Source organism: Mesorhizobium sp. WSM4837 (assembly GCF_055811435.1).
The window spans coordinates 26,943-46,735 of record NZ_JBVVQE010000058.1; the positions used below are offsets into that span (position 1 = coordinate 26,943).

The 19,793-nt window shown below is 58.6% G+C and carries 29 protein-coding genes, 1 tRNA gene and 3 pseudogenes; 22 read left to right on the forward strand and 11 right to left on the reverse strand.

The features are described from left to right. Positions 1–200 precede the first annotated feature (200 nt). Both AC0L3D_RS26935 and AC0L3D_RS26940 read left to right on the forward strand, forming a co-directional pair. A complete protein-coding gene (locus AC0L3D_RS26935; protein ID WP_473585981.1) occupies positions 201–803 on the forward strand; it encodes an HdeD family acid-resistance protein in 603 nt (200 codons plus the stop codon). 118 nt (positions 804–921) lie between these two features. Further along, positions 922–1,296, forward strand: a pseudogene (locus AC0L3D_RS26940) (DUF3604 domain-containing protein); the annotation flags it as partial. 568 nt (positions 1,297–1,864) lie between these two features. Here the strand turns inward: AC0L3D_RS26940 and AC0L3D_RS26945 are convergent. From AC0L3D_RS26945 to AC0L3D_RS26955, 3 genes are all read right to left on the reverse strand, one after another. After that, positions 1,865–1,954, reverse strand: a tRNA-Ser gene (locus AC0L3D_RS26945). A gap of 73 nt (positions 1,955–2,027) precedes the next feature. Beyond that, a complete protein-coding gene (locus AC0L3D_RS26950; protein WP_473630165.1) occupies positions 2,028–2,258 on the reverse strand; it encodes a tyrosine-type recombinase/integrase in 231 nt (76 codons plus the stop codon). Positions 2,259–2,338: 80 nt separating this feature from the next. Continuing rightward, the gene (locus tag AC0L3D_RS26955; RefSeq protein WP_473630147.1) at positions 2,339–2,776 is read right to left on the reverse strand and encodes a GFA family protein; all 438 of its coding nucleotides are present in this window, start codon (positions 2,774–2,776) and stop codon (positions 2,339–2,341) included. 602 nt (positions 2,777–3,378) lie between these two features. Here AC0L3D_RS26955 and AC0L3D_RS26960 point away from each other — a divergent pair. The 6 genes from AC0L3D_RS26960 (at position 3,379) to AC0L3D_RS26985 (ending at position 6,398) form a co-directional block, all read left to right on the forward strand. Continuing rightward, positions 3,379–3,768: a hypothetical protein gene (locus AC0L3D_RS26960; protein ID WP_143744454.1), complete on the forward strand. Its 390-nt coding sequence runs from the start codon at positions 3,379–3,381 to the stop codon at positions 3,766–3,768. Between the two features lie 504 nt (positions 3,769–4,272). Then, complete coding sequence (locus AC0L3D_RS26965) at positions 4,273–4,446, forward strand: hypothetical protein (RefSeq protein WP_473630148.1); 174 nt, start codon at positions 4,273–4,275, stop codon at positions 4,444–4,446. A gap of 42 nt (positions 4,447–4,488) precedes the next feature. Further along, positions 4,489–4,737, forward strand: coding sequence for a hypothetical protein (locus tag AC0L3D_RS26970; protein WP_473630149.1), 249 nt, complete (start codon positions 4,489–4,491; stop codon positions 4,735–4,737). 93 nt (positions 4,738–4,830) lie between these two features. After that, positions 4,831–5,505, forward strand: coding sequence for a recombinase family protein (locus tag AC0L3D_RS26975; protein WP_473646362.1), 675 nt, complete (start codon positions 4,831–4,833; stop codon positions 5,503–5,505). Positions 5,506–5,751: 246 nt separating this feature from the next. Continuing rightward, complete coding sequence (locus AC0L3D_RS26980; RefSeq protein ID WP_473646347.1) at positions 5,752–5,967, forward strand: hypothetical protein; 216 nt, start codon at positions 5,752–5,754, stop codon at positions 5,965–5,967. Between the two features lie 2 nt (positions 5,968–5,969). Beyond that, on the forward strand, positions 5,970–6,398 hold the full coding sequence (locus AC0L3D_RS26985) for a hypothetical protein (RefSeq protein WP_473630151.1): 429 nt from the start codon (positions 5,970–5,972) through the stop codon (positions 6,396–6,398). A 34-nt stretch (positions 6,399–6,432) separates the two neighbouring features. On the opposite strand, the gene AC0L3D_RS26990 is transcribed toward AC0L3D_RS26985, so the two are convergent. Both AC0L3D_RS26990 and AC0L3D_RS26995 read right to left on the reverse strand, forming a co-directional pair. Continuing rightward, a complete protein-coding gene (locus tag AC0L3D_RS26990; RefSeq protein WP_473630152.1) occupies positions 6,433–6,594 on the reverse strand; it encodes an excalibur calcium-binding domain-containing protein in 162 nt (53 codons plus the stop codon). Beyond that, positions 6,531–7,193 carry a thermonuclease family protein gene (locus AC0L3D_RS26995; protein ID WP_473646348.1) on the reverse strand — a complete coding sequence of 221 codons (663 nt, stop codon included), beginning with the start codon at positions 7,191–7,193 and terminating at the stop codon, positions 6,531–6,533. Before AC0L3D_RS26995 ends, AC0L3D_RS26990 begins: the two co-directional genes overlap by 64 nt. A gap of 413 nt (positions 7,194–7,606) precedes the next feature. On the opposite strand from AC0L3D_RS26995, the gene AC0L3D_RS27000 reads away from it, so the two are divergent. Next, on the forward strand, positions 7,607–8,020 hold the full coding sequence (locus AC0L3D_RS27000; RefSeq protein WP_473630154.1) for a DUF982 domain-containing protein: 414 nt from the start codon (positions 7,607–7,609) through the stop codon (positions 8,018–8,020). Between the two features lie 213 nt (positions 8,021–8,233). Next, positions 8,234–8,443 carry a hypothetical protein gene (locus AC0L3D_RS27005; RefSeq protein WP_473630155.1) on the forward strand — a complete coding sequence of 70 codons (210 nt, stop codon included), beginning with the start codon at positions 8,234–8,236 and terminating at the stop codon, positions 8,441–8,443. A 69-nt stretch (positions 8,444–8,512) separates the two neighbouring features. Here the strand turns inward: AC0L3D_RS27005 and AC0L3D_RS27010 are convergent, their stop codons facing one another. Continuing rightward, positions 8,513–8,743, reverse strand: a complete 231-nt coding sequence (locus tag AC0L3D_RS27010; protein WP_473630156.1) for a DUF3606 domain-containing protein — start codon at positions 8,741–8,743, stop codon at positions 8,513–8,515. 530 nt (positions 8,744–9,273) lie between these two features. Between AC0L3D_RS27010 and AC0L3D_RS27015 the strand changes: the two genes are divergently transcribed. Both AC0L3D_RS27015 and AC0L3D_RS27020 read left to right on the forward strand, forming a co-directional pair. Further along, positions 9,274–9,465 carry a hypothetical protein gene (locus AC0L3D_RS27015; protein WP_473630157.1) on the forward strand — a complete coding sequence of 64 codons (192 nt, stop codon included), beginning with the start codon at positions 9,274–9,276 and terminating at the stop codon, positions 9,463–9,465. A 460-nt stretch (positions 9,466–9,925) separates the two neighbouring features. After that, positions 9,926–10,225 carry a DUF1236 domain-containing protein gene (locus AC0L3D_RS27020; protein WP_473630158.1) on the forward strand — a complete coding sequence of 100 codons (300 nt, stop codon included), beginning with the start codon at positions 9,926–9,928 and terminating at the stop codon, positions 10,223–10,225. A gap of 173 nt (positions 10,226–10,398) precedes the next feature. Here AC0L3D_RS27020 and AC0L3D_RS27025 read toward each other — a convergent pair whose 3' ends face one another. Beyond that, a complete protein-coding gene (locus AC0L3D_RS27025) occupies positions 10,399–10,635 on the reverse strand; it encodes a hypothetical protein (protein ID WP_473630159.1) in 237 nt (78 codons plus the stop codon). A 136-nt stretch (positions 10,636–10,771) separates the two neighbouring features. Beyond that, positions 10,772–11,269: an SAM domain-containing protein gene (locus AC0L3D_RS27030; protein WP_473630160.1), complete on the reverse strand. Its 498-nt coding sequence runs from the start codon at positions 11,267–11,269 to the stop codon at positions 10,772–10,774. Between the two features lie 104 nt (positions 11,270–11,373). Between AC0L3D_RS27030 and AC0L3D_RS27035 the strand changes: the two genes are divergently transcribed. From AC0L3D_RS27035 to AC0L3D_RS27050, 4 genes and pseudogenes are all read left to right on the forward strand, one after another. After that, the gene (locus AC0L3D_RS27035; RefSeq protein WP_473646350.1) at positions 11,374–11,721 is read left to right on the forward strand and encodes a cupin domain-containing protein; all 348 of its coding nucleotides are present in this window, start codon (positions 11,374–11,376) and stop codon (positions 11,719–11,721) included. Between the two features lie 117 nt (positions 11,722–11,838). Next, positions 11,839–12,177, forward strand: a complete 339-nt coding sequence (locus AC0L3D_RS27040) for a hypothetical protein (RefSeq protein ID WP_473630162.1) — start codon at positions 11,839–11,841, stop codon at positions 12,175–12,177. A 674-nt stretch (positions 12,178–12,851) separates the two neighbouring features. Further along, a complete protein-coding gene (locus AC0L3D_RS27045; RefSeq protein WP_473646351.1) occupies positions 12,852–13,067 on the forward strand; it encodes a hypothetical protein in 216 nt (71 codons plus the stop codon). A gap of 159 nt (positions 13,068–13,226) precedes the next feature. Then, positions 13,227–13,454 (forward strand): annotated as a pseudogene (locus AC0L3D_RS27050) (transposase); the annotation flags it as partial. 244 nt (positions 13,455–13,698) lie between these two features. Here AC0L3D_RS27050 and AC0L3D_RS27055 read toward each other — a convergent pair. Together AC0L3D_RS27055 and AC0L3D_RS27060 are read right to left on the reverse strand one after the other, a co-directional pair. Further along, the gene (locus AC0L3D_RS27055) at positions 13,699–13,944 is read right to left on the reverse strand and encodes a hypothetical protein (protein WP_473646353.1); all 246 of its coding nucleotides are present in this window, start codon (positions 13,942–13,944) and stop codon (positions 13,699–13,701) included. An 80-nt stretch (positions 13,945–14,024) separates the two neighbouring features. Beyond that, on the reverse strand, positions 14,025–14,726 hold the full coding sequence (locus AC0L3D_RS27060; protein WP_473646354.1) for a Crp/Fnr family transcriptional regulator: 702 nt from the start codon (positions 14,724–14,726) through the stop codon (positions 14,025–14,027). A 1,162-nt stretch (positions 14,727–15,888) separates the two neighbouring features. On the opposite strand from AC0L3D_RS27060, the gene AC0L3D_RS27065 reads away from it, so the two are divergent. The 4 genes from AC0L3D_RS27065 to AC0L3D_RS27080 all read left to right on the forward strand — a co-directional run bounded on the left by AC0L3D_RS27065 (position 15,889) and on the right by AC0L3D_RS27080 (position 17,566). Beyond that, on the forward strand, positions 15,889–16,110 hold the full coding sequence (locus tag AC0L3D_RS27065; protein ID WP_127206711.1) for a DUF768 domain-containing protein: 222 nt from the start codon (positions 15,889–15,891) through the stop codon (positions 16,108–16,110). Positions 16,111–16,327: 217 nt separating this feature from the next. Beyond that, a complete protein-coding gene (locus AC0L3D_RS27070) occupies positions 16,328–16,633 on the forward strand; it encodes a hypothetical protein (RefSeq protein WP_473646356.1) in 306 nt (101 codons plus the stop codon). Positions 16,634–16,993: 360 nt separating this feature from the next. Beyond that, complete coding sequence (locus AC0L3D_RS27075) at positions 16,994–17,185, forward strand: hypothetical protein (RefSeq protein WP_353682799.1); 192 nt, start codon at positions 16,994–16,996, stop codon at positions 17,183–17,185. An 84-nt stretch (positions 17,186–17,269) separates the two neighbouring features. Beyond that, positions 17,270–17,566 carry a DUF982 domain-containing protein gene (locus tag AC0L3D_RS27080; protein ID WP_473646357.1) on the forward strand — a complete coding sequence of 99 codons (297 nt, stop codon included), beginning with the start codon at positions 17,270–17,272 and terminating at the stop codon, positions 17,564–17,566. Positions 17,567–17,623: 57 nt separating this feature from the next. On the opposite strand, the gene AC0L3D_RS27085 is transcribed toward AC0L3D_RS27080, so the two are convergent. Next, positions 17,624–17,863 (reverse strand): hypothetical protein, encoded by a 240-nt coding sequence (locus tag AC0L3D_RS27085; RefSeq protein WP_473646359.1) that lies wholly within the window; start codon positions 17,861–17,863, stop codon positions 17,624–17,626. 517 nt (positions 17,864–18,380) lie between these two features. Here AC0L3D_RS27085 and AC0L3D_RS27090 point away from each other — a divergent pair. Both AC0L3D_RS27090 and AC0L3D_RS27095 read left to right on the forward strand, forming a co-directional pair. Continuing rightward, a pseudogene (locus AC0L3D_RS27090) lies at positions 18,381–19,174 on the forward strand (ATP-dependent DNA ligase). Between the two features lie 362 nt (positions 19,175–19,536). After that, positions 19,537–19,793 (forward strand): hypothetical protein (locus AC0L3D_RS27095; RefSeq protein ID WP_473630586.1); only part of this gene is annotated, 257 nt, incomplete at its 3' end.

Consider the following 19,793-nt stretch of genomic DNA (forward strand, 5'->3'; position numbering starts at 1 on the left):
ACCAAGCGCAGGATTGTTCGTCGTCTCCGCGTGGCTTGATCGCGGCGGGGGAAAGCCGCCCAGATAGTCAACGTCAGGTCACGACGCGTTGAAGGCACTGGCAGAGGCCAGCACAAGCGAGCACTAAACCACGCTGCGGGCGACGAGCATACCTCGCTACGCCGGCGCATCGACCGATCGCAACTGAACGGAGGTGAACAATGAGCACGACACGTCCAGCCGGGCCAATAGCCGGCAGAATGATGCTTCATGCGCTGGCGCGGAACTGGTGGCTGATCCTGCTGCGCGGCATCTGTGGGATTCTGTTCGGCGTGCTGACCTTCATCTGGCCGGGTATCTCGCTTGTGACGCTCGTCCTGCTCTACGGCGCCTATGCGCTCGTCGACGGCGTGCTGGCGCTCATTGCAGCCATCAAGGGCGGGGCGCCGGCGCCGCGATGGTGGATGGCGCTGGTCGGCGTGCTCGGCATCCTTGCGGGTCTGGTCGCGATGGCCTTGCCGGGCATGACCGCGATCGTGCTTGTCTTGTTTATAGCCGGCTGGATGATCGCCACCGGCGTCATGCAGATCATCGGCGCGATCCGGCTCAGGAAGGAGATCGACAACGAGTGGTGGCTGGTCGCGGCGGGAGCGCTATCCGTGCTGGTCGGCGCGATCATCGCGATAGCTCCGGGCGCCGGGGCGCTCGGTCTGCTCTGGGTCATCGGCGCCTATGCCATCGTCTTCGGCGTGATGCTGGTCGGGCTGGCGTTCCGGCTGCGCAGGCACAGCCATGAGGGCCACGCCCATGGGGCGGCCGCATAATGCCGGACCCGCTTCCCTCCCGGAACGAAGGCGTGGCGAAGTCGGCCGTCCGCGACTTTGTCGCGAGGGTGACGAAGGACGGCGGCCCGGACTGCGTGCCGCCGGCCGAACGCATCGCGCCAACCTTGACCGCTACCAGATCGTCAAAGGTTGGCTCGACAAGAATGGCAATCTGCACGAGAAAATCTACGACGTCGCATGGTCGGGCGACCGCAAGCCAGGCGGCGACGGCAAATTTCGTTCGGTAGGCAGCACCGTCGATGTGGAGAATGCGACCTGGACGAATACGATCGGCGCGCCCGAGCTCATCAAGGTGTGGAAAGACCCGGAGTTCGAACCGAGGTTGCCCGCCCTCTACTGCGACCGAGTGATCGAGATTCCGACGCCGCGCCGGACTGCCTACGATGCCAAGCGATATGGGGTCGACTCTTTGCCGGGGACAGCAATGACGATCACCGAGCGAGCCTACACATCGCCGATCTGGTACACGCCGCTGACCTCGCGCGGTGTCGCAATTCACCCCTTTCCAGACCTTCTTCCAACAAAACAGGAAGGCCTGGCTTGGGTCATGAGTGCTGGTTCGGCTGAACGTTCGTTTCCGAGATGCTTATTGGCGGCAGGAAGGTCCGGTCAGGGTCAGCTTCAGACCTTGGTCCCACTGGGCTGAACGTCCGCTATCGTTCTTCGGACGCCAAAAGCCGCCATTCCGCTTCCGGCCCATTTCGGTCTTTTAATGCCACTCGCTCTGACGGCCGCTACTGGCGTTCAGTTCGCGTCATGCGACGCTTACGACATACAGGCTGGAACTCAATTGCATTCGCCTAGCGAGCGATCCGCCCAACTTCGCACGATCACGAAACCGGTAACCTGTTGAGACTATTGGTATCGAAATCTGTGAACCAAAAGAGCGAGGTTGCCAGGTCCGGAGAATATCGGCCGAGAGAGCGCTCATTCAACGGGGATAGCCGGCGGTGCGGTTGCCAGCTTTCCTTGAAAGCCCGCAGTTCTGCGGGTTTCCTGCAGCTCTAAATGGACACAGAGAATGTTGGGGAAGGGTGCATTGGCGGAGGGAGTGGGATTCGAACCCACGGTGGGCTTGCACCCACGCCGGTTTTCAAGACCGGTGCCTTAAACCGCTCGGCCATCCCTCCAAGTAATTGTCTTTAAAGTGCTTTCTGCCTCTTTGTGGTTTGCTCAAAAGGTCGTTTGCTACGCACTTTGCAACTATATTGTTTTTCGACTTGCGCTTATAGCGTGCTGCAACGCCGCGTCAACTTGCTCGGCGGCATCGGCCTGCATCCCCGGCATGACATGCGAATAAAGGTCGAGCGTGATTCCGATGGTCGAATGCCCGAGGCGTTCGCTGGCGACCTTTGGATGAACGCCGGCCGATAGCATCTGCGTGGCGTGGGTGTGCCGAAGGTCATGAAAGGCGCGGATATGTCGGCAGACGATCGATGATCTACCGGATTAACTGGGAAGTAGTCGCCATGGCTGCTCGCCGCGGCTTTCATTCTGGCGTTGTGCCTGCGTCCTTAGCTTGCGGGCTCAGGTGGTTCTATCTCGGCTTCATTGCCGGGGGGTTCTGCGTCCTTTTCGAACTGCGTTGCGGATGGCAGAGGACTAAGCCAGCTTTCGCGACGTACGGTCCAGAGTTCTAATTCGGGTGTCAGGTCCGATGGTACCTCGTCGAGGGCCCCGATCATAACCTCCACTTCGTCGTCGCGGATCGACGGCACGCGTCCGCCGCAAGTCGAGCAGAAGCTTCTGCCCGCGTACGTACTGGTGAAACCCGTCATTTGCTCAAATGCCCCTCGGGGCCACACTGCAAACGCAGAGAAAATCGACCCGCTGGCTTTGCGGCAGTCGCTGCAGTGGCAAATGCCAACCCGAAGCGGATCGCCGGTCACGCGAAACGTTACGCCGCGGCAAATGCAGCTACCAGTTCGAACTTGCGCGACTTGGTCCACCACGAGCGTTCTCCCGACCGCTTCAACGGCAAGGAGGGCGAAAACGTTCCACCTTCCCCAAAGGGGCCGCCGACCGGTCTCTCAACCCGGCTCCTTCCGTCGGCGCTTATTGCGAACGCTGATCAAGACATCGGCAAGTCCAGGAATTTGCAAGCGTTTGCGTTGGCGGAGCGAACCCAACGCCGGCTTCATCTGTTTGGCCGATGCGCTGGTCCTGGAACGTCTCCACATCGAATGAGTGCGTAAAATTGTAAGTACCGGCGCCCGCCGGCTCGAGTTCATTCCGCCGATGGAGCCCAAGCTGGTCGCCAAGCCGCCCGGTGGCGAGGACTGGATTCACGAAATCAAGCTCGACGGCTACCGCTCCCGTCCAAATGTTGGACAGGGAGGGGAGGCTTTCAGCTGAGTGCTTGATTTTCTGGTACGCCCAAGGGAATCGAACCCCTGTTACCGCCGTGAAAAAGGGCAGAAAACCACTACCGTTCATGCCTAATGCCGAACGCTCGCAAGGCGCTGCAGCAGTCTGCAATTTTTGAACGGCATTTGCGGATTTGAAGGCGGATTTGCTTTAGCCTCGCAGGAGCGGTCTCAAAGGAACCGTCCATATGCACCGTACTTTCCGGGGAATCTTGGCGACAATGTTGATTGCCTGTGGTGTCGCAGACGCTGCCGGCTACGCGCAGGCGCAAAATCTGCTCACCATCACCGCACCAGTCTCCGGTCAGACTGTTGATGGGACGCTCTCCTTTTCCGGGACGGCTTTCGTCAACAGTATTACACGGCGCGGTACTATTCGCGGACAGACCAACACTGGGGTCGAATGCCGAGGCACGACCACTGCCAATCTTACCTTCTCGCGTGGAGAAGGAACGATGGTTTGCGGGCAACTCTCAACCCGATTCGTGTTCTCGCTGACCAGCAGACAACCCCCGGTTGGCACAGGAACGGGAACCCTTTCCGACGGGCGCAAAGTGGTGTTGAGAATAGGACAATGACCGCAAAACGACTGGCACGAATTGATGTCCTACTCGCGGCGCACGTGGCTTTCACACCGTTTGGCCCAGTTGCCAGAACCGGTCTTGGTCGCGCCATTTCCGGTTATTGGCGGGACGGATCATTAGCAGACATTTAGCACCAGGATTGGTGCTGTTGTCGAGGACGGGACCTGCAGAGCCCCGAGCCTTGAGCGGAAAACCTGGACGAGAACTGGTCGCCGCGTGGTCGTGTTGCGACTTTGCCGGCAGCTCGGGCAAATGCTGGTGCTGCTTGCAGTGAGTTTCGTCCACCATAGGTCAGACAATATGCAGCGGGTACGAAAGCTGTTGACGCTCATGTAGACGCACTGAGTTTCGACGCTGCATTAATGGACCTCCCTATGGCGCCTCGGTGTCATGCTCGGTCGAAGTGGACGGGTTGCCAGTGTCGATCGCCAGCGGTGAGGGGCAGCGCAGTCTGTCGCATGCACGGTGCCGGCGGCGGCGCACCTGAAGGCAACCGGAATGGCCACTATCGCAACGGAGGCAGGACCAAACGCACAATGGCAGCCTTGGCGGTTGTCCAGCCAATGGCGCGGATATGTCGGCAGACGATCGATGATCTATCGGATTAACTGGGGACTAGTCGCCATGCTGCTCGCCGCCGCCTTCATTCTGGCGTTGTGGCTGCGTCCCTAGGAGGAAGGTGAAAATATCGACACTCTCCCATAAAATCCGGGGATGCCGAGAGTTGCCCCCATCGTCCGTTCCAGCCGATACGAACACGCGATAAACACGCTGGTCGCGAAGCGTACGGAGGTTTCCGGTGCTATCCGCTTCAAGGGAGCGGACCTGGCCGACGAGCTTCAGCACATTGACGCCGTGCTGCTCATTCTTGGCTACAAGGGCGACCCGGCGCTGATACCGGCATTGAAGCGTAAACCCTCCCTTTCGGAAGGGCGAGCTCTACCGGCTGATCCTGAAGCATGAGGCGGAAGGCAGCCCGTCAACCGAGAGACTGCGCAGCGCATTGTGCAGGCGAAACGATGGGACACAGCCGACGCCGCGCTGGTCAAATCGCTGATTGACTGCAAACGGGCCGTCGCTTACATCCGCGTTTCGACAGCACAGCAGGGCAAGTCGGGTCTTGGCCTCGAAGCGCAGCGGGCTGCGATTGCGAAATTTGCTGAAGCCGAAGGCTTAGAGCTGATCGCCGAATTTCAGGAAGTCGAGACAGGCAAAGGCGCGGATGCTTTGAATAAGCGCCCCCAACTCGCAGCTGCCTTGTCTGATGCCAAGCGCAACGATTGCGCGGTCGTCGTCGCCAAGCTCGATCGGCTGTCCCGTGATGTGGCCTTTATCTCGGCTCTTATGGCGAAGCGGACGCCGTTCATTGTCGCAGAGCTGGGCGCGGACGTATCGCCTTTCATGCTGCACATCTATGCAGCCGTTGCGGAACAGGAACGCGCAATGATTTCACAGCGCACGAAAGACGCGCTCGCAGCCGTCAAGGCCCGTGGCGTAAAGCTCGGCAATCCGCAGATCCGCAAGGCTCAGGAAGCCGCTGCAGAGCGCCGTACGGCCATTGCCGACGGCTTCGCATCCAACGTCCTGCCCATTATCAGAGAAATTCAGGCAACGGGCGCATCCATGCGGAAAACGGCCGCCGCCCTCAATGCGCGGGGTATCCCGACGGCTCGCGGTGGCACATGGGCGGCAACGCAGATCAGCGATATTTTAAAGCGTAGCGTGGTCTGAAGGCGCATGCCAAGTTCATGCCGAAGCGCAGCGGAAAGCTATTGGACAGGAGCGAATTTACTGGGAGCGCATCGAGCGGCTCGAAGCACAGCGCGATGGCCGAGTTGCCTAGTTCTGCGTTCAACATACGTTCCGGGCCCGGAACGCTTCCCAGCCTTAGCGGAGCGGCAGATCTTACCGCCGCGCCGGGGTTTTTTGGTTAAACTGTGATACCGTCCCTCAGTCTTTTGGCGGGAGGGGCAGTTGATGAAGCATAGTTGGATTGCTGTGTTGGCGGTTTCGGTGTTTGTGGAGCCGGCGACGGCGCAAGAAACCAGTCCAATCGAGGCGCTGCTTTCCTCAATGCGAGGAACGCTGAGTGTGGCATCGCAACCAACCCTAAATGGAGGGAAACTGACAGGCTGCACCCTTGTCTATGACGCGCTTTATCAGGTTGGACCTACAGGGGAGGCCGGTATCTGAAAGTGGCCGGGAACGTCGGCTTTGCTGCTTTCGATGGTAACGTCGGTGCCAATCTCAAAGTTGTCGTTCACGAAATAGACGCATCAATACCGCAGCTCAGAATGACTCTCTCGCCACCTTCACGCGCGTATCTGGTGAACGATGCCTTGGCCACGAATTTGGAATCTCTTGTCCAGGCAGCGGAGTCGGACACACCTGGCGCGCTATTCTCGGTCTTCCAGTTCTCACCTACTTTCGAAATGGTGACGGAAGGCATCGCCCGGAATATCCTGACTGTCGCTTTCAATAGCCGCGATGGCGGAACAGATATGCAGCTACCCCTCGAACTCGATGTGGTTGCTGTGACAAATACCGGCGAGCGGAAGCGCTCCGAGAAAGCAAAAGATAGCTTTTTGGTATGTCTGACAAAACTGGCGGAAAGCCTAAAGTGAACCACGCAAGATCCTTCGTGGCCCGCGCTTTTCACTAACACAGCGTCTCGCACGCCTTTCCGTCGCCATCGCGGTCCAGCCTGCCGCCCCACGAGCAGTTGCCGAGGTACCATCGGGCTTCGTCGCAAGAGTTTATCTGAGAGCACGTTCGGCGAGGCTGGCAGGTCCAGCCTTGAACAAGAGCACTCGGCGACACCAGGCCAAGGGGTTTGCCTGTCGAATGTCCTTGGCCATGGGGCTCTGCGCGCCAGTCCCAAGGCTCCTGAAAGGATCCGGCCCAGATTCCGCGCTTGCCCGCCTTTGCCGCTGCCTGCAGGCTCGCATAGATGCCGCTGCTGTATTCGGCCAGTCGAGTGCCAGACCTTGCTCTACAAGCCACTGCTGGACGCCGCGACCGTCAGCACGCTCACAATCACCGACGAGCCGACCGTAACGATCCCGGTCGACAAAGGTACAGTGCAGGGGTCGTGATGCGGCAAGGAAGATGTCCAACGCGGCGGCAGCGCGGCGCCCACAGGGATATTCGAATCCCTTGGCGTCATCGCAATACTGCCGGCTCTCAGGTGCGTCGATGCCGTTGAATCGAATCCTTTGGCCTGAAATCTCTACGGTGTCGCCATCGATCATGGAGGCGCGGCCTTCCATCGAACCGGGCAGCGGCTCGGTCCAATTTGTTACCTTGCCCTGAATGCTTGCGGTGCTCTGCATTACGAATTGGGTGATTGTGGCGGCAAGCGTACCCACGCTGAGGAAGATCAGCCCCAAGAGCGGTCGCGACAGCCGCCGGGCCGGCATTCTTCTGCCGGCGCGCCTTCGCCAGCGGTCAGCCTGATTGGCGCCTTGATAAACGGTGGCCTTTGCCCACGCCCGCTCTCCCCGAAATAGAGAATGCCGCCATTCCGGACGAGAGTCCAGAAGCTGCCGTAGCCGGCCGTCAGCGGATCAACGCGGCGGACAACGGTTCACCGTTAGGGCTTTGGCCATTGCTTCGCCCTCATGGATCGGCTCGGGACCATAGAGCTGCACAACGGCCCTTGCTTGGCAGCACGCTGGCGGGGGCAGCAATCCGGTTGGGTTTGACCGGGCCGTTGCTCAGAAATTTACCAAACATTCCGACCCTCGTGGAACCCTTTATCAGGCGAAGAGTTGCGTCTGAAACTAGGTGGACCGTTATGGTAACCCGAGGTAGGAATGGCGCATTCCGAGAGTTGATCGGCTCGGAAGACTATCGTCGGAAGTTGCTCAAGCAACTGCGTCTGGGGGATGACCAACCTCTGCCACCGAAGCTTGCCGCGCTGGCGCGGGAGCTTCAGGAGGAGCTTGGGCGGCGAGAGCAACAATGGGCTGATGAGACTGCGGCTGCCCTAGTTCACAGCACCGCACCGCATTTGTTCAGCTCCTCGGTCAACGTGAGGACCGAACCGCCCGGTGAGACGCGCAGCGTCGACACCGCTGAGGTAGCAGTTGAGGAACTCCTGGACTGGACTGAGCGAGGCCCCAAGTGGAACCTCGCGCTGCGCGTTTGCCTCGTCGTGATTGCCGACAAGATGGAAGCTGAGGAGGCCCGTAAGGCATTCCTGGCAGCTGCTGAGGAGGAAGGGGTGCTTCGTTCCTCTGATTAGGTTGCGGATCGGACCCCAACACCGGGTTGCCGCGCGTGCCTGTGATCCGATCCCCGCTCAGATGCCAAGCATTCTGAGCCAATTATCTCCGCACGGATCGTTCTTGATATTTCCTTCATTCGACCAACAAATGGGCGCTTGGGTTCTGTCCGGGGAGCCCCTCAAGTGAACCTATCTTGGGCGCACAACCGGCTTGCGAAGGGTGGGAGTGCCATGCCGATCTATCGAAAAGCTAAAGAAGCTGGCGTCTTCAATCCGTCCGATGTCGCCTTGCTTGGCCGCGTGTTCGATCGGCTCAAGATCGAGGGCCAATCCGAACAGCAACGTGAATCGCTCGCATCCCGGATCATTGCAAACTACTCGGCTGGTATCACGGATGAGGACGAGCTTGTCTCGGTTTCCAAACTGCCACTTGGGCGGTGAGCTAGTGATGACTGCGCGTCACGCGATCGAGGGAGCGGGGGGCCTCGGCCAAATTCTCGGCCAGGATCTCTAGCAGGGCTTCGCTTGGTCCTTGCCGTTGCAACCGGTGGCTTCGTTATTCGTCCGGTATCTCACTTCAGTTCCCCGGAGCGCCATCGCGGCTTTTGTCAGGGCTTCCCGATCGTTGCCGATCTTTTTGATCAGCCTGCTGACCTGGCTTGGCGAGATGCCATTCTCTCGCGCAAAATGTTCTACCTCGTAATATTCGTCGACCGACAAACGATTCTGATTGTCTTCCATTTCCGTATTCCTACCAGGGTTCAAGCGAACGGCACGTTGAAAGGACCATAGCAACGACTGCGCGCAGCCGCGGTTCCGAGTGGCGAACAGATAAGACTTAGGTCCGGTGGAGGATCAGACCGAATCCCCTCATGGGGCTGGCTTCGTCGTGCACAGTGAGAGGAGCACGCCGATAGCTCGGTCTTTTTAGTCACGCGCTCGGGAACAAGCGCCAGATAGAGATGTTAGCAGCGTACGGAGTTCTCCTATGGCTGAGGAACAGGATAGAGCGCGGAACAACATTGAAATAGCCGTTCGACGGTTGGTCAAAGAAACCGGTATTACCGAAGAACAGCCCGAGAGCTTATCGTCTTCCTCGGGCTCCATTGGGCATCGCTGCTCCGGGGAGCAAAGGCCCTAGCTGCCAAGCGGTAGGGTAATCGCCGCCCTAGTGAAAGACTAAGCGTCTCGCCCGCCGAAACGCGCGGCGGTTTTTTTGGTTGTCCGAGATGTCCTGAATCGTATTATGTTTTAGCCGGAGGGGGGGTGGTATGCCGATTTATCGAAAAGCTAAAGAATTTGGCGTCTTCAGTGCATCCGAAGTAGCTACTCTGGGCCGTGTGTTCGACCGGCTCAAGCGTGAGGGCGACTCCGAACAGCGGCGCGAAGCGCTCGCATCCCGGATCATTGCAAACTACTGGGCTGGTATTACGGACGAGGAAGAACTCGTCTCGTCCTCCTAGCCGTCCGGCTACCGCGTCAGCCCTTCAGCAGTTGGCGGACTTGGTCAACCGTTCTTTTCTGCGGAGCACCCGCCAAATGGAGGAAATGGCGGGTGGTCGCTTATCAGCGCAGGAAGGGACTTAGCTGCGCAGATCTCAAGGGGGGGTGGTCCCTAGCTAACGATGATTCCTAACGCCAGGAACGTGATCGATACCGCGAACACCGGGGCGAGTAGCCAGCGAGCTTGGTGGACACTATTCTCCATGGTCTCCTCCTGTGAGCACATGGCGAGCAACGAGTGGCCGGCAGTTGCGGTTCCGGGCTGCACCCCCGCGTCGTCCTTTGCGACAGCAAGGTCAGACTTACGTCCTACCTTTGAGCAGACCGAAGCCCCCAAGGAACATTTGCAGCTGCCTGAGGTTTGGTGAGCCTGGCGCGAAGACGCGTTCAGCGGAACAGAGCTAAACAAAGGAGGCACTTATGAGAATGCATATTTCCACTGCAGCCGCGGGATTTCTGCTGCTGGCGGGCCTCGGTGCCGCTGCCGCTCAGGACGTAGTCATCGAGCCTGAACAGGAGACGGTCATTAGGGAATACGTGAAAAAGCAGCCGCTCGCATCGGTGAAAATCCCTGGAGTGGAGCTCAATATCGGCTCAACCCTGCCCGAGACTGTCGAACTTCATGAAGTCCCCAACACCAAATACCGCACCGTTGTCGTCGACAACCGGACCGTTGTCGTTGACCCAGGCACACGCAAGATCATCAAGATCATCGAATGACGTAAGCGACTGGGAGGACAGCCCGCCGTGCCAAAACGAGCTGCCAAGCAAGGGAGGAATGATGACCATGGAGCGTCGCAGGCGCTGCGAACGCGCGTGGCTGACCTCAGCGAGAGGATGCGCGGCGCCGGCCATGCCGCCGCCGGAACTTACCGGCGCTAACCGGGGACGTCTCAGATCCCATACACCAGGGCAATGAAGACCACCGGTGCAAGGATCAGGAAGATCGCCATTATTATAATAACGGCAAGGGCCAGGTTCTCTGTTCGCCTGACAAGGGCAGCGACCTCATCGTCGCTCGACGAAATGAGATCAAGCACCGAGAAATCTGTCAGGTCAGGAGTTTGATTGTCGTTTGCGGGTCGGCTTGCGACCTCATCGACATTCTGTCTGCTCTGGATAAGGGTCACAGTTCTTTCCGCCGTTAGGGTGTCACATCGGGTGCCCGCCGATGAGGGGTACAGCGGGCACCCGGTGAACCACCGATGAAGGGACTTTGCTCGGCGGCCCAATACCAATCCGTTGGTAAGGTCTTGGTTGCCAGCCTCAGCCTTCTGTCTTTAACGCAAAGACTTCAGTCTTACTGCACCATGGACCATAGGCCGATCCGAGTGCTGCCTCGGCATGCCTATATTCTCGATAAGGTTTCCTTGGTGGCTGGTCCGATGCGGGCTTGCCCGCTATGTCAGCCCGATCACGCCTCCTGTCGCGTTCAATTCGCATTTGATCGGCGCCTGCCGCGTCTCCACGTTGCCTTGCCGTCACCAAGGGCGACGCAGTCGGACCCGCAAACACAGCGCCGGCCAAACCCACGGCGCCCGAGATTGAGGAGCGGTTCCGGCCTGCCAGGTGATGGACACACTCCTCCTTGTTCCACGCGGGGTGCGACAGTGCCAGGAGTCGCTTGCGATGACCTAGCAGCATGCCGAGCTTCTCAAGGTCGGCATCAGTCAACTCGGGCAGAACGTCAGCGTCGATCGCGTTCTCACAAAACGCCTGCTCGTATTGCTCGAAGGGGCGCGAGGCGCTCGCATCCCGGATCATTGCAAACTACTCGGCTGGTATCACGGACGAGGAAGAACTCGTCTCGACTTCCAAACTACCCCTGGGGCGCTAGCGCCCGGCTAGACATGGATAGTGAGAGCATCATGAAGACAATCTCACATGCGCAACAACCGCGCGAAGAATGGCGAGCGGGAGTAGAAACCCGTATGCTGGTGTCGGCCACCAACGGTGCGCTTGAATTGTGCATCTTCGGGCAATGGGTAGCGCCGGCTATGGGCGCTCCTGCTCACAGTCACTCGGTCGAGGAAGTGCTTTCTGTCGTCACTGGCGAAGCCGAGATTTGGATCGATGACGAGTCAGCCGTTTTGATCGGCGGGCAATCTCTTGTTGTTCCGGCGAACCGAAAGCACGGTTTCCGAAACATCGGCTCCGAAACTCTGCATATATATATATGCGGTGCTCGCGTCATCATTTTTCGAGGCTACGTTTGATGATCGCGAGCCTGTTCGGCGCTGGCTCGGCTGAGATTTCAAACTGACCCAGTGCCTAGGCGGTTGACTACTTGCTCAGCGTATAGTCCGCGGCAATGCGCTCCAACAGCTTACGGGATGCCAGTATCAGCGGCGGGTATCGTTTATCGTCTGGCGAAGATCATCAATATCTGCTCGCGTGCGACTCTCATTCAATCGAGCGGCTTCTACATCAAAATTGTCCCATGTGGATTGCATGGGAATGCTCCTAAGCGTCCGGCGGCTTCAGCCGGGCCTTCAGCCGAGCTTCCCGAAGTAGTGATGCCCGATCGGTGCCGATCAACTCGATCAGCTCGCGCGCTTGAGCTCAGTTATTCCGGCTTCCTTGGCAAGGAACTGCGCCTGGAAATCCGTCATTCGATCGCGGTCGGACTTTTCTTCCTCGCCCATGGTGAGCCTTTTCAGCCCTCAGATTGAACCGGAACGCCGGTTCTAGGGTTTTGTTGCGATCAGTGGCGCAAACTTTCAGGCATATTTCGCTTTCTCTGGAACACATGCTTGAGATGAAAGTTCGGGAAGTGCAGCAATCTTGTCCCTCCCGACGATGGGCTGCAGATCGGGAGATGCACCGATCGACCGCGTCTGTCAGGAGGCGCGGGCTTCTCTCATTAACTCACAGCTTGCAGCGGCTGGTGCTCCGCCTTCGCATGATGGAGCGCCTGGCCGAGATCGCGCATGTCGAACTCCTGCCCGCACACTGGACAATGCATGCTCCGCCTCGGACTTGATTGGCTGGTCGTGGTCCAGGCCCGAAATCCGGTGCCTTCGTTGTTGGTCTGATATCTCATTTCCGCTCCCGCAATACCCTCGCCGCTTTTATCAGGGCTTCACGATCGTTGCCGTTGGCCTTGATGAGCTCGCGGCCCGGTCGATCGTCACGCCATTTTCGCGGGCGAATTATTCCACCTCATAACCTTCGTCGGCGGACACGCGATTGCGATCGCGAAAGTCTCGCTTGCTCTTGTCGTCAGCCATGTCGTTCTCCTGATGAGCTTTGGATCAACGGCAACGCCGGCAAGCAGAATTCGTTGCCGCCGGCCGAGCTTTGACTCCCGCCCGCAAAGGAAGCATTCTTCCTCCGGGGAAGGGCCATGGGCAAGATTGTTCATGCAGGAACCTGGAGACGAAGGCCCTGGTGGCGTTCGCTTCTCCGCAGCCGCCTTTTGACGGTTCTGGGATTACTTGGGATCTCTTCCGCGGCTTACGTCGCTGTTGACGAGCGGCACGAACTGCCGCGCGTTCACCGTTCGTCGACCGGCAACGCTGTTTTCCACAAAGCAGGCTGCGACATCAAGGGCAACATCTAACCAGCGGGGCGAGCACATCTTTCACGTGCCGGGCCAGGAGTATTACCTGGCTACGCAGATAAATCCGGCTCGAGGGGAGCGCTGGTTCTGCTCCCAGTGGGAGGCCTGGTGGGCGGGCTGGCGCAAGGCGAAGGTGTGAAGGCCTCGGCAGAGCACGCTGTGCGGAATCACGTTCTGTTCACTCTGGCGTTCATTCTGAAGCAGGGGGCGGACGGAATCCCAGTCGCGGAGATTTGTCGTCGGGCGGGGATCAGCCAAGCAACGTACTTCAACTGGAAGAAGAAGTACGACGGACTGCTGCCGACCGAGATGAAGCGGCTGAAGCAGCTTGAGGACGAGAACGGCAAGCTCAGGAAGCTGGTGGCCGATCTGTCCTTGGACAAGAAAGATGCTAGCCTAGCGACTGGTCGCGTCGAACTCAATGGCAAATCCCGCGTCGATCGCGCTTCGCGCAATGAAATCGCCAATTTGCCAATCCGTGAGTTCGCAATGTGGAAACATTTTCCTCACTGCGCTCATCACTTCGAGTATCGAAACGCTCGGGCTGTCGACGTTATCGATCAGGTAGCAGACAATCGCTTGCCGAACATCCAATGAATTTGGCTTCTGCAGCGGCGCGGACATTTCCGGCCTACGAATGGAGCCGCATTTCTGAGCCGTCGACCGCTGTTGCGTCGAAAGCGACGGGAACACTGTGAACGATGCATGTCGCCGCCAGCATCGCCTCCAATTCGGCGTCGGTGGCCTTGCAAGCCGGCATTAGTGTTCGAATGGCGCGGATTGCCTGTGAGATGGAGAGGAACCGGGCCTTGCCCCTGGAGAGGACATAGGCCTCTGCCGCACTTTCAACCGTGATGGTGTGAAAAGTGTTGGTCATCGACAGTGCCTCCCTGCTCAACCAGTACGACATTCGGGCTATATGCGGCGGCGTTCAAGCATATGTCCGATACCGGACAATCAGGCGGAGGCCAGGCCGAAGTGACGGTGATCGTCGTCGCCGTAGGCACCATGCGTGAGCTTTATCATTCCGGCACGGTCGACGATGGTGATCTCGCCGCGCTTGGCGTGAACCAGCCCCCGATATTCAAGCATTTGGAGGGCAGTGGTAACCCCCGGGCGCCGAGAGCCAAGCATGGTCGCTAGAAATTCACGTGTCAGGTAGATCTTATTTCCTTCAGCACGGTCGTGGACCATGAGCAACCAGCGGGCCAGCCGCTCCTCGATTTTCGAATGGCCATTGACCAGTGCCGTCCGGGACGACTGGACAAGGAAGGCGTGGGCATACCGGAGCAGTGACTCGCGAAGGGACGGGCTTTCTCTAATCGCAGAGCGAAGACTTTCAACAGGCAGGCTCCAGCCATTACTGGCGACCTGGATATAGGTTTCATTGGAAGACCTGTCTTGGCCGAGAATGACGGCAACTCCGGTCATGCCGTCGTAGCCGATGATGCCAACCTCGCTTTGTCGCCCTCCGGTCATGGTGGCGACCACCGAAGCGATACCCGCCTCTGGAAAATACACTTGCTCAATCGGCTGATATGGGACTTCCAGCTGGGCTTTGATGCCCAGTTCGACGTGACGCATTGCCGGCTGCAAAAGCGCAAAATCCTCTGAGGAGAGGGCTTTCAATACAAGGTTGCGAAAAAGAGATTGGGGCATGGCTCTCTCCCTGACGGGCAAGAGCACGTACCCTCTCACTGTCGGCTGCATCCGAACATGTGTGGCAGCCGATATCGAAGCATAGGCTCAAATACGCGAATGGCAAATCCGGCGCTCGCCGTTCGCAGAGCTATGACAGGTTCTGGCGCTACAGGATGACGGCTCGCCACCAATCTCAGCCGTTGACGACCGCCTGCGAAGGTCAAACCTCTGCGGGCTATGCCTCATCCGACCGACCGGTGCTTCTCAGGTCGTATTCCGTGACATCGATCCCCGCCCAAGCGCCAGTGGTCCGATCTGCCTTCCACATTGGCACGCCGCCGATGGTGACCCTGACAGGCTCGCTAGGGTCGACCCCTCGCTTAACCAATTCCCGACACGGGACCGGAACTAGGTCCTTGCGCGTGGTGGTGATCCTGATTTCCTCGCCCGACAGCGTTGTGACGGCAGTGTATGACCCGCTCAATTCAATCTGTTGCATATTCTCCGTATTTGCATGGTGGAAGCGCGGAAGGTGGATTCTCCCGGGGAGGGGCCTGAAGCCGCCCCACGGTCAAACCGCTGGGTGTTCCGGTGGTGTTTGACGGAAAGGCCCGGGCAGGGCCTGAGCTTAGGGCTTAGAGGTGCCCCGCCCGGGAACTCTGACCTAGATGCCCAAATCCAGCCGCATCTTCGCAGCGGCCCGGTCATGTCCGGTGAGACCTCTCAGGTCAATGCAGCGCGACCTAGGATAATCTGCAGATCCGCGCGCGACATATCGGCGGTGCGGTCGGCGGCGCTTTCAAGCTCTTCGGCAAACGATTGGCAGGTCATTCAGAGGGCAGCTGCCCGTCTTGTGGTTCGTCATGGTGCACTGCCGGGCTTTCGATTCTTCAGTATGTTGGCCTCGGGCAGCAGTGATGATCGTCCGTTCCGAGCAATTCTATGAGCGTGAGAGCCTGATCCCGGGTGATCCCGGTTTCACTTGCGAGCGCCTGCGCCTGGAGTTCCTTTTGCCGCTCGGGTTCACTTTTTCTATCTTCGCCATGAGTAGATGTTCCTTCCCACTACGGAACCCAACTTGCGACATAGCGCCTTGTTCCTCTTGTTCCGAAATTCGTTCGTCCGCTTTGTTGTTCGTGTTCAAGCTGGAACTAATGTCCGTTCGGTAGCTTATGCCCAGATGAGCGCACGCGGCATCACTTTCCTGCACAAGTGGATTGCGAACAGCGTTCCTAAAACGGCCCGGCCGGATGTAATTTCGATCAATGAGCTGACGCACAAGCTGTTTGCCGACGCGAAGTCAGTGGGCATCAGGCGTGAAGAGATCGACGAGGAAGTCGACAGTCTCTACCGCACCATCCTTAATGCCATTGTGCATTTCGATCCGGGATTGTCGGAGTAATGGTTTTATCCACGAGCGCCCGCCTGAAGCGCGCGAGGGTCGCGCTTTCCTTATGCCATCGGGCGTCGCACTGCTGGTCTTGGTGGCTGGTTGACGGTCGATTGTGTTGGTCCCCGACAGCCGCGCTTTCCCTTCCCGGCGCCGTTGGATCGGGTCTTGGTCAAAATTTTACATTAGAAGTTGGAACATAAGTGAGGCAGAGAACATTGTTGGCGCCGTGGACAAGAACGATGGCGACAATCTTCCTGAGGGGTTTCCGGGCAACCTGCCCGAGGATCCAGTGATCCTAGCCGATATCAAGCAAAGAATTTCGAGAGAGATCGACGGTAAAATTGGGCCGGACGGTTTGGCGGTCACGGAGGCCAGGGGGGATCGCAATCTGGTTGGGGAATGGGAAGAAGCTGACGCCGCCCTCGACAGCCAATCGTCCGTGGTTCCGCTTTTCCTGGTTCTGTATGCGCTCTCAATGTTGGGCTTGGCGGGGTACGCCCTTGCTCGTTGGTATTTTCTATGGCGTGCTTGAGTTTCCGTTGCGCCAGCCGCCCGCAACAAGCCGAGCGATTCCTAATATGAGGCGCGAGTAGCCGACCTCGTCGGCGACGGCGATGGCGGCAAGCCGGCGTTTGGCGCGTTCATCGGCCATTTAGATGATGCCTTAGGGCCCAGTTTCCGCCGATGGTGTTTGTGCCATGCCACGATGTCCATTGGTGCTTTGGGCCCCATTCCGAACATTGCTCAGGAACCGACACAGGTTGCGATGGGGTCATCAGTGCTGGTTCAGCGAGGTCTCGCCCGCGGTCCGAAAGGTGCTGTGGGAAGCCATCAAGGGAGGAATGTTATCATCATGTCGAACCGTGAGATTGGAGCATCCCAGGCGCTGCGGATGCGCGTGGCCGACCTCAATGAGAGGATGCGCGGCGCCCGGATTACCGAAAGTGAACTGAAGACCTTTCAAAAGGTCGCAGCCGTCATGGAGGACGGCAAGGGCAGAATCCCTGCCGATGATTTGATTGCCGTATCCTTTGTCGTCGAGGCGCTGGACAACCAGCCCGGCTTCAATCTCTCCAGAAAGTGACGCGCTGCAATGTCCCTCTCTCTCAACCTATTCTCCCCGTCCCCTTTGCCGGCCAATGATAATTCAGAGGTAGGAGAGGCAGCCATGGCTGGCGATCCAACCGTTCTTAACCCAGGCGAAAATAGCGGCGGCACCCTCATGGGTATCCATTGGTTTCACCCTCCGATCTACATCGGAACCGACCGACCTGGGTTCACCTACGCATGTACCAATGTCGAGGGTGCCGCGGCGGAACTCATGAAGTGGACCAAGCGGGGACCTAAGTGGAAGGAGGCCATCGAGGCCTGCGTCGCTCTCATTAAAGGCGAGCGCACGCCCGACGATGTAAGAAAAGCGTTCGAGGCTGCTGCCGAGGAGGAAGGGTTGCTACGCTCCTCATGATGAGGCCGCCTGCTATACGCGTCATCTATGATCGGCCAGAACGACCAAAGGAACATTCTAACGCTTGCGGCCAGGAGGACCAGAGTGGATGCCCTTCTTGCCGCCCCATCCATGTCCGCGACGTGCGCCATGCGATGCGGCAATAGCTTGCGAGTTCAAGCTCGTTCCAAGCAACAGAGCAATGGATGGAGATGTTATAACAGCAAAACGCCCGGCATTCTTTAGAAATTCACGACGTGCCTGTTCTTCCGGGACAAGTTTCTGTGTCTTTCCTTTCGAAGACTTCCCGCTACTCATCGAATATACTCCTGGCCCGTGAATAACAACTCTAACGCCATAGGCTGACATATGCGTCTCGTGAAAACAAGGCGCCATCAAGGTACATTTCAGGAACAGTATTACTACACTTTTGACCCGAGATCCCGTCAAGGAGGATGCTAGTGGCGCGGCCTCCAAAGTCGAGCGGACTCCGTCGGCCGAAGCCATCGCGCCTATTGGTTCTACCTCGGCTCAGGTCGGCCGCTACCGTGCGATTTCTAGGGGGACGGCCCGATAGCAGTTCGGGGTGACTATCGGGCCGCCTGGCCTAGCCAGCGGGCGGGGGGCGTTGGGGTCGCCGGCTGGCGAACTATATGGCACTACATGCATCATTGCTAATTTACAAAAATGGTCATGGTCCGTTCTCCTAGCCATCAAATCGGATGAGCCTAGAGTCAATTTGGTGCCTAAAAGAGTGAGTGCCGGCGTCCGGCTTGAGTTTATTCCTCCGATGATGCCGACCTTGGTATCCAAGCCGCCCCAAGGCGATGACTGGATGCATGAAGCCAAATTCGACGGCTACCGCTCCCAAATCATCATCGACGCCGGCGGTGTGCGGATCTTCACCCGCCGCGGCCTAGACTGGACATCGAAGTACCGCGATCTAGCTGCGGCGGCGCGACGCTGGACGTCGAGAATGCCATCATCGACGGCGAAGTCGTCGTCTTGAATGACGCTGGCCTTTCGGATTTTGCCGCGCTGCGCAAGGCAATCACGAGGCGCCAGCACGACCTCTATTTCGTCGCGTTTGATCTGCTGCATCTCAACGGCCACGACTTGCGCGACATGGTGCTAGAGGATCGGCGGGAAATCCTGGCCGGCCTTATTGGGACTGACAGCCGCATTCAGTTCAGTGAGACGATGCCAGGCGAAGCCAACGCGATCTATCATCTGATCGACGCCGCCGGCCTTGAAGGGATAGTATCGAAGCGTCGGGACAGCAAATATCGCAGCGGCCCGACCACCAATTGGCTGAAAACCAAGTCCTTCACCGAAAGCGAGTTCGAGCTCCTTGGCGTCGAACGCGAGAGGGGTAAGCCGGCGTTTGCTCTGATGGCTGAGCCAGGCACCCGCAAGTATGTCGGCAGCGCGTTTGTCAGCGTCAATCGCGAGATGCGGGAGCGGCTTTGGAAACGAGTGCAGGAACACGCCGGGCCACCGCCTAAGGAAATGCCAAAGCGGCCGGCAACGCAGTGGGTCAAGCCGGGCATCAAAGCCCGCGTCAAGCACCTACGTGGCGAGGAAGACCTTCGGCACGCCTCGCTGCAGGATTTCTGGAATGAGAGTTAGCCAGCGCTCCGAATAGGCGGCGGGCTTTTCTATTCACCCCCGAGCCATGAGGCGCTTCGAAAGCGCCCGCCACAACTCCGCTTCGTCGCTGAACCCGTTCTCGAAAGCCTCGATGACTTCGCAGGCGAGATGTTCCGTTGGTCCTTGTCTTTTCGGGCTAGGCGGCGCTCGGCGCACAACTGGTCAAACACTCGCTGGAGCAACTCCAGATCAGGTCTGAATATTCCGCTATAGCGCCTAGATGGCATGGCCGCTTGCCAAACGGCCAGTTTCCGGCCACGGCCCGCCTAAGAACGACACGGCAGGGAACCGATTTAACAAGCTCTGAGTTTCAATGTTAACCCAAGGTGAAAGTCTTAGGGATGAAAACCATCCATCATCTCCTCGCCGGCACCGGTATGGTGCTGATTTCAAGTGCATTTTTCGGCTCAACGGCGACCGTTCCAGCATTTGCGCAGGCGATTGAGCGACATTGCTTCCCCGCCGAGATCGGGCGCTTGTGCCCGCCGCTCATCAATGGCGAGGGCCATCCGACAGGCACGGCTAGTAGGGACACCATCGCCGGCAGCGGCAGCGTCGGCGACCACGGCACCGGCAGCGTCGGCGGCAGCGGCAGCAT

Coding starts and splice junctions, on each gene's coding strand:
- AC0L3D_RS27005 (WP_473630155.1), top strand. CDS start 8,234: ATGCCGATCTATCGAAAAGCTAAAGAAGCTGGCGTCTTCAATCCGTCC.
- AC0L3D_RS26960 (WP_143744454.1), top strand. CDS start 3,379: ATGCACCGTACTTTCCGGGGAATCTTGGCGACAATGTTGATTGCCTGT.
- AC0L3D_RS27080 (WP_473646357.1), top strand. CDS start 17,270: ATGGCTGGCGATCCAACCGTTCTTAACCCAGGCGAAAATAGCGGCGGC.
- AC0L3D_RS27020 (WP_473630158.1), top strand. CDS start 9,926: ATGAGAATGCATATTTCCACTGCAGCCGCGGGATTTCTGCTGCTGGCG.
- AC0L3D_RS27035 (WP_473646350.1), top strand. CDS start 11,374: ATGAAGACAATCTCACATGCGCAACAACCGCGCGAAGAATGGCGAGCG.
- AC0L3D_RS26935 (WP_473585981.1), top strand. CDS start 201: ATGAGCACGACACGTCCAGCCGGGCCAATAGCCGGCAGAATGATGCTT.
- AC0L3D_RS26970 (WP_473630149.1), top strand. CDS start 4,489: ATGCCGAGAGTTGCCCCCATCGTCCGTTCCAGCCGATACGAACACGCG.
- AC0L3D_RS27045 (WP_473646351.1), top strand. CDS start 12,852: ATGGGCAAGATTGTTCATGCAGGAACCTGGAGACGAAGGCCCTGGTGG.
- AC0L3D_RS27010 (WP_473630156.1), bottom strand. CDS start 8,743: ATGGAAGACAATCAGAATCGTTTGTCGGTCGACGAATATTACGAGGTA.
- AC0L3D_RS26965 (WP_473630148.1), top strand. CDS start 4,273: ATGGCCACTATCGCAACGGAGGCAGGACCAAACGCACAATGGCAGCCT.
- AC0L3D_RS27030 (WP_473630160.1), bottom strand. CDS start 11,269: ATGATCCGGGATGCGAGCGCCTCGCGCCCCTTCGAGCAATACGAGCAG.
- AC0L3D_RS27075 (WP_353682799.1), top strand. CDS start 16,994: ATGCGCGTGGCCGACCTCAATGAGAGGATGCGCGGCGCCCGGATTACC.
- AC0L3D_RS27060 (WP_473646354.1), bottom strand. CDS start 14,726: ATGCCCCAATCTCTTTTTCGCAACCTTGTATTGAAAGCCCTCTCCTCA.
- AC0L3D_RS26980 (WP_473646347.1), top strand. CDS start 5,752: ATGAAGCATAGTTGGATTGCTGTGTTGGCGGTTTCGGTGTTTGTGGAG.
- AC0L3D_RS26995 (WP_473646348.1), bottom strand. CDS start 7,193: ATGCCGGCCCGGCGGCTGTCGCGACCGCTCTTGGGGCTGATCTTCCTC.
- AC0L3D_RS27015 (WP_473630157.1), top strand. CDS start 9,274: ATGCCGATTTATCGAAAAGCTAAAGAATTTGGCGTCTTCAGTGCATCC.
- AC0L3D_RS27065 (WP_127206711.1), top strand. CDS start 15,889: ATGAGCGCACGCGGCATCACTTTCCTGCACAAGTGGATTGCGAACAGC.
- AC0L3D_RS27055 (WP_473646353.1), bottom strand. CDS start 13,944: ATGACCAACACTTTTCACACCATCACGGTTGAAAGTGCGGCAGAGGCC.
- AC0L3D_RS27085 (WP_473646359.1), bottom strand. CDS start 17,863: ATGAGTAGCGGGAAGTCTTCGAAAGGAAAGACACAGAAACTTGTCCCG.
- AC0L3D_RS27040 (WP_473630162.1), top strand. CDS start 11,839: ATGCCAGTATCAGCGGCGGGTATCGTTTATCGTCTGGCGAAGATCATC.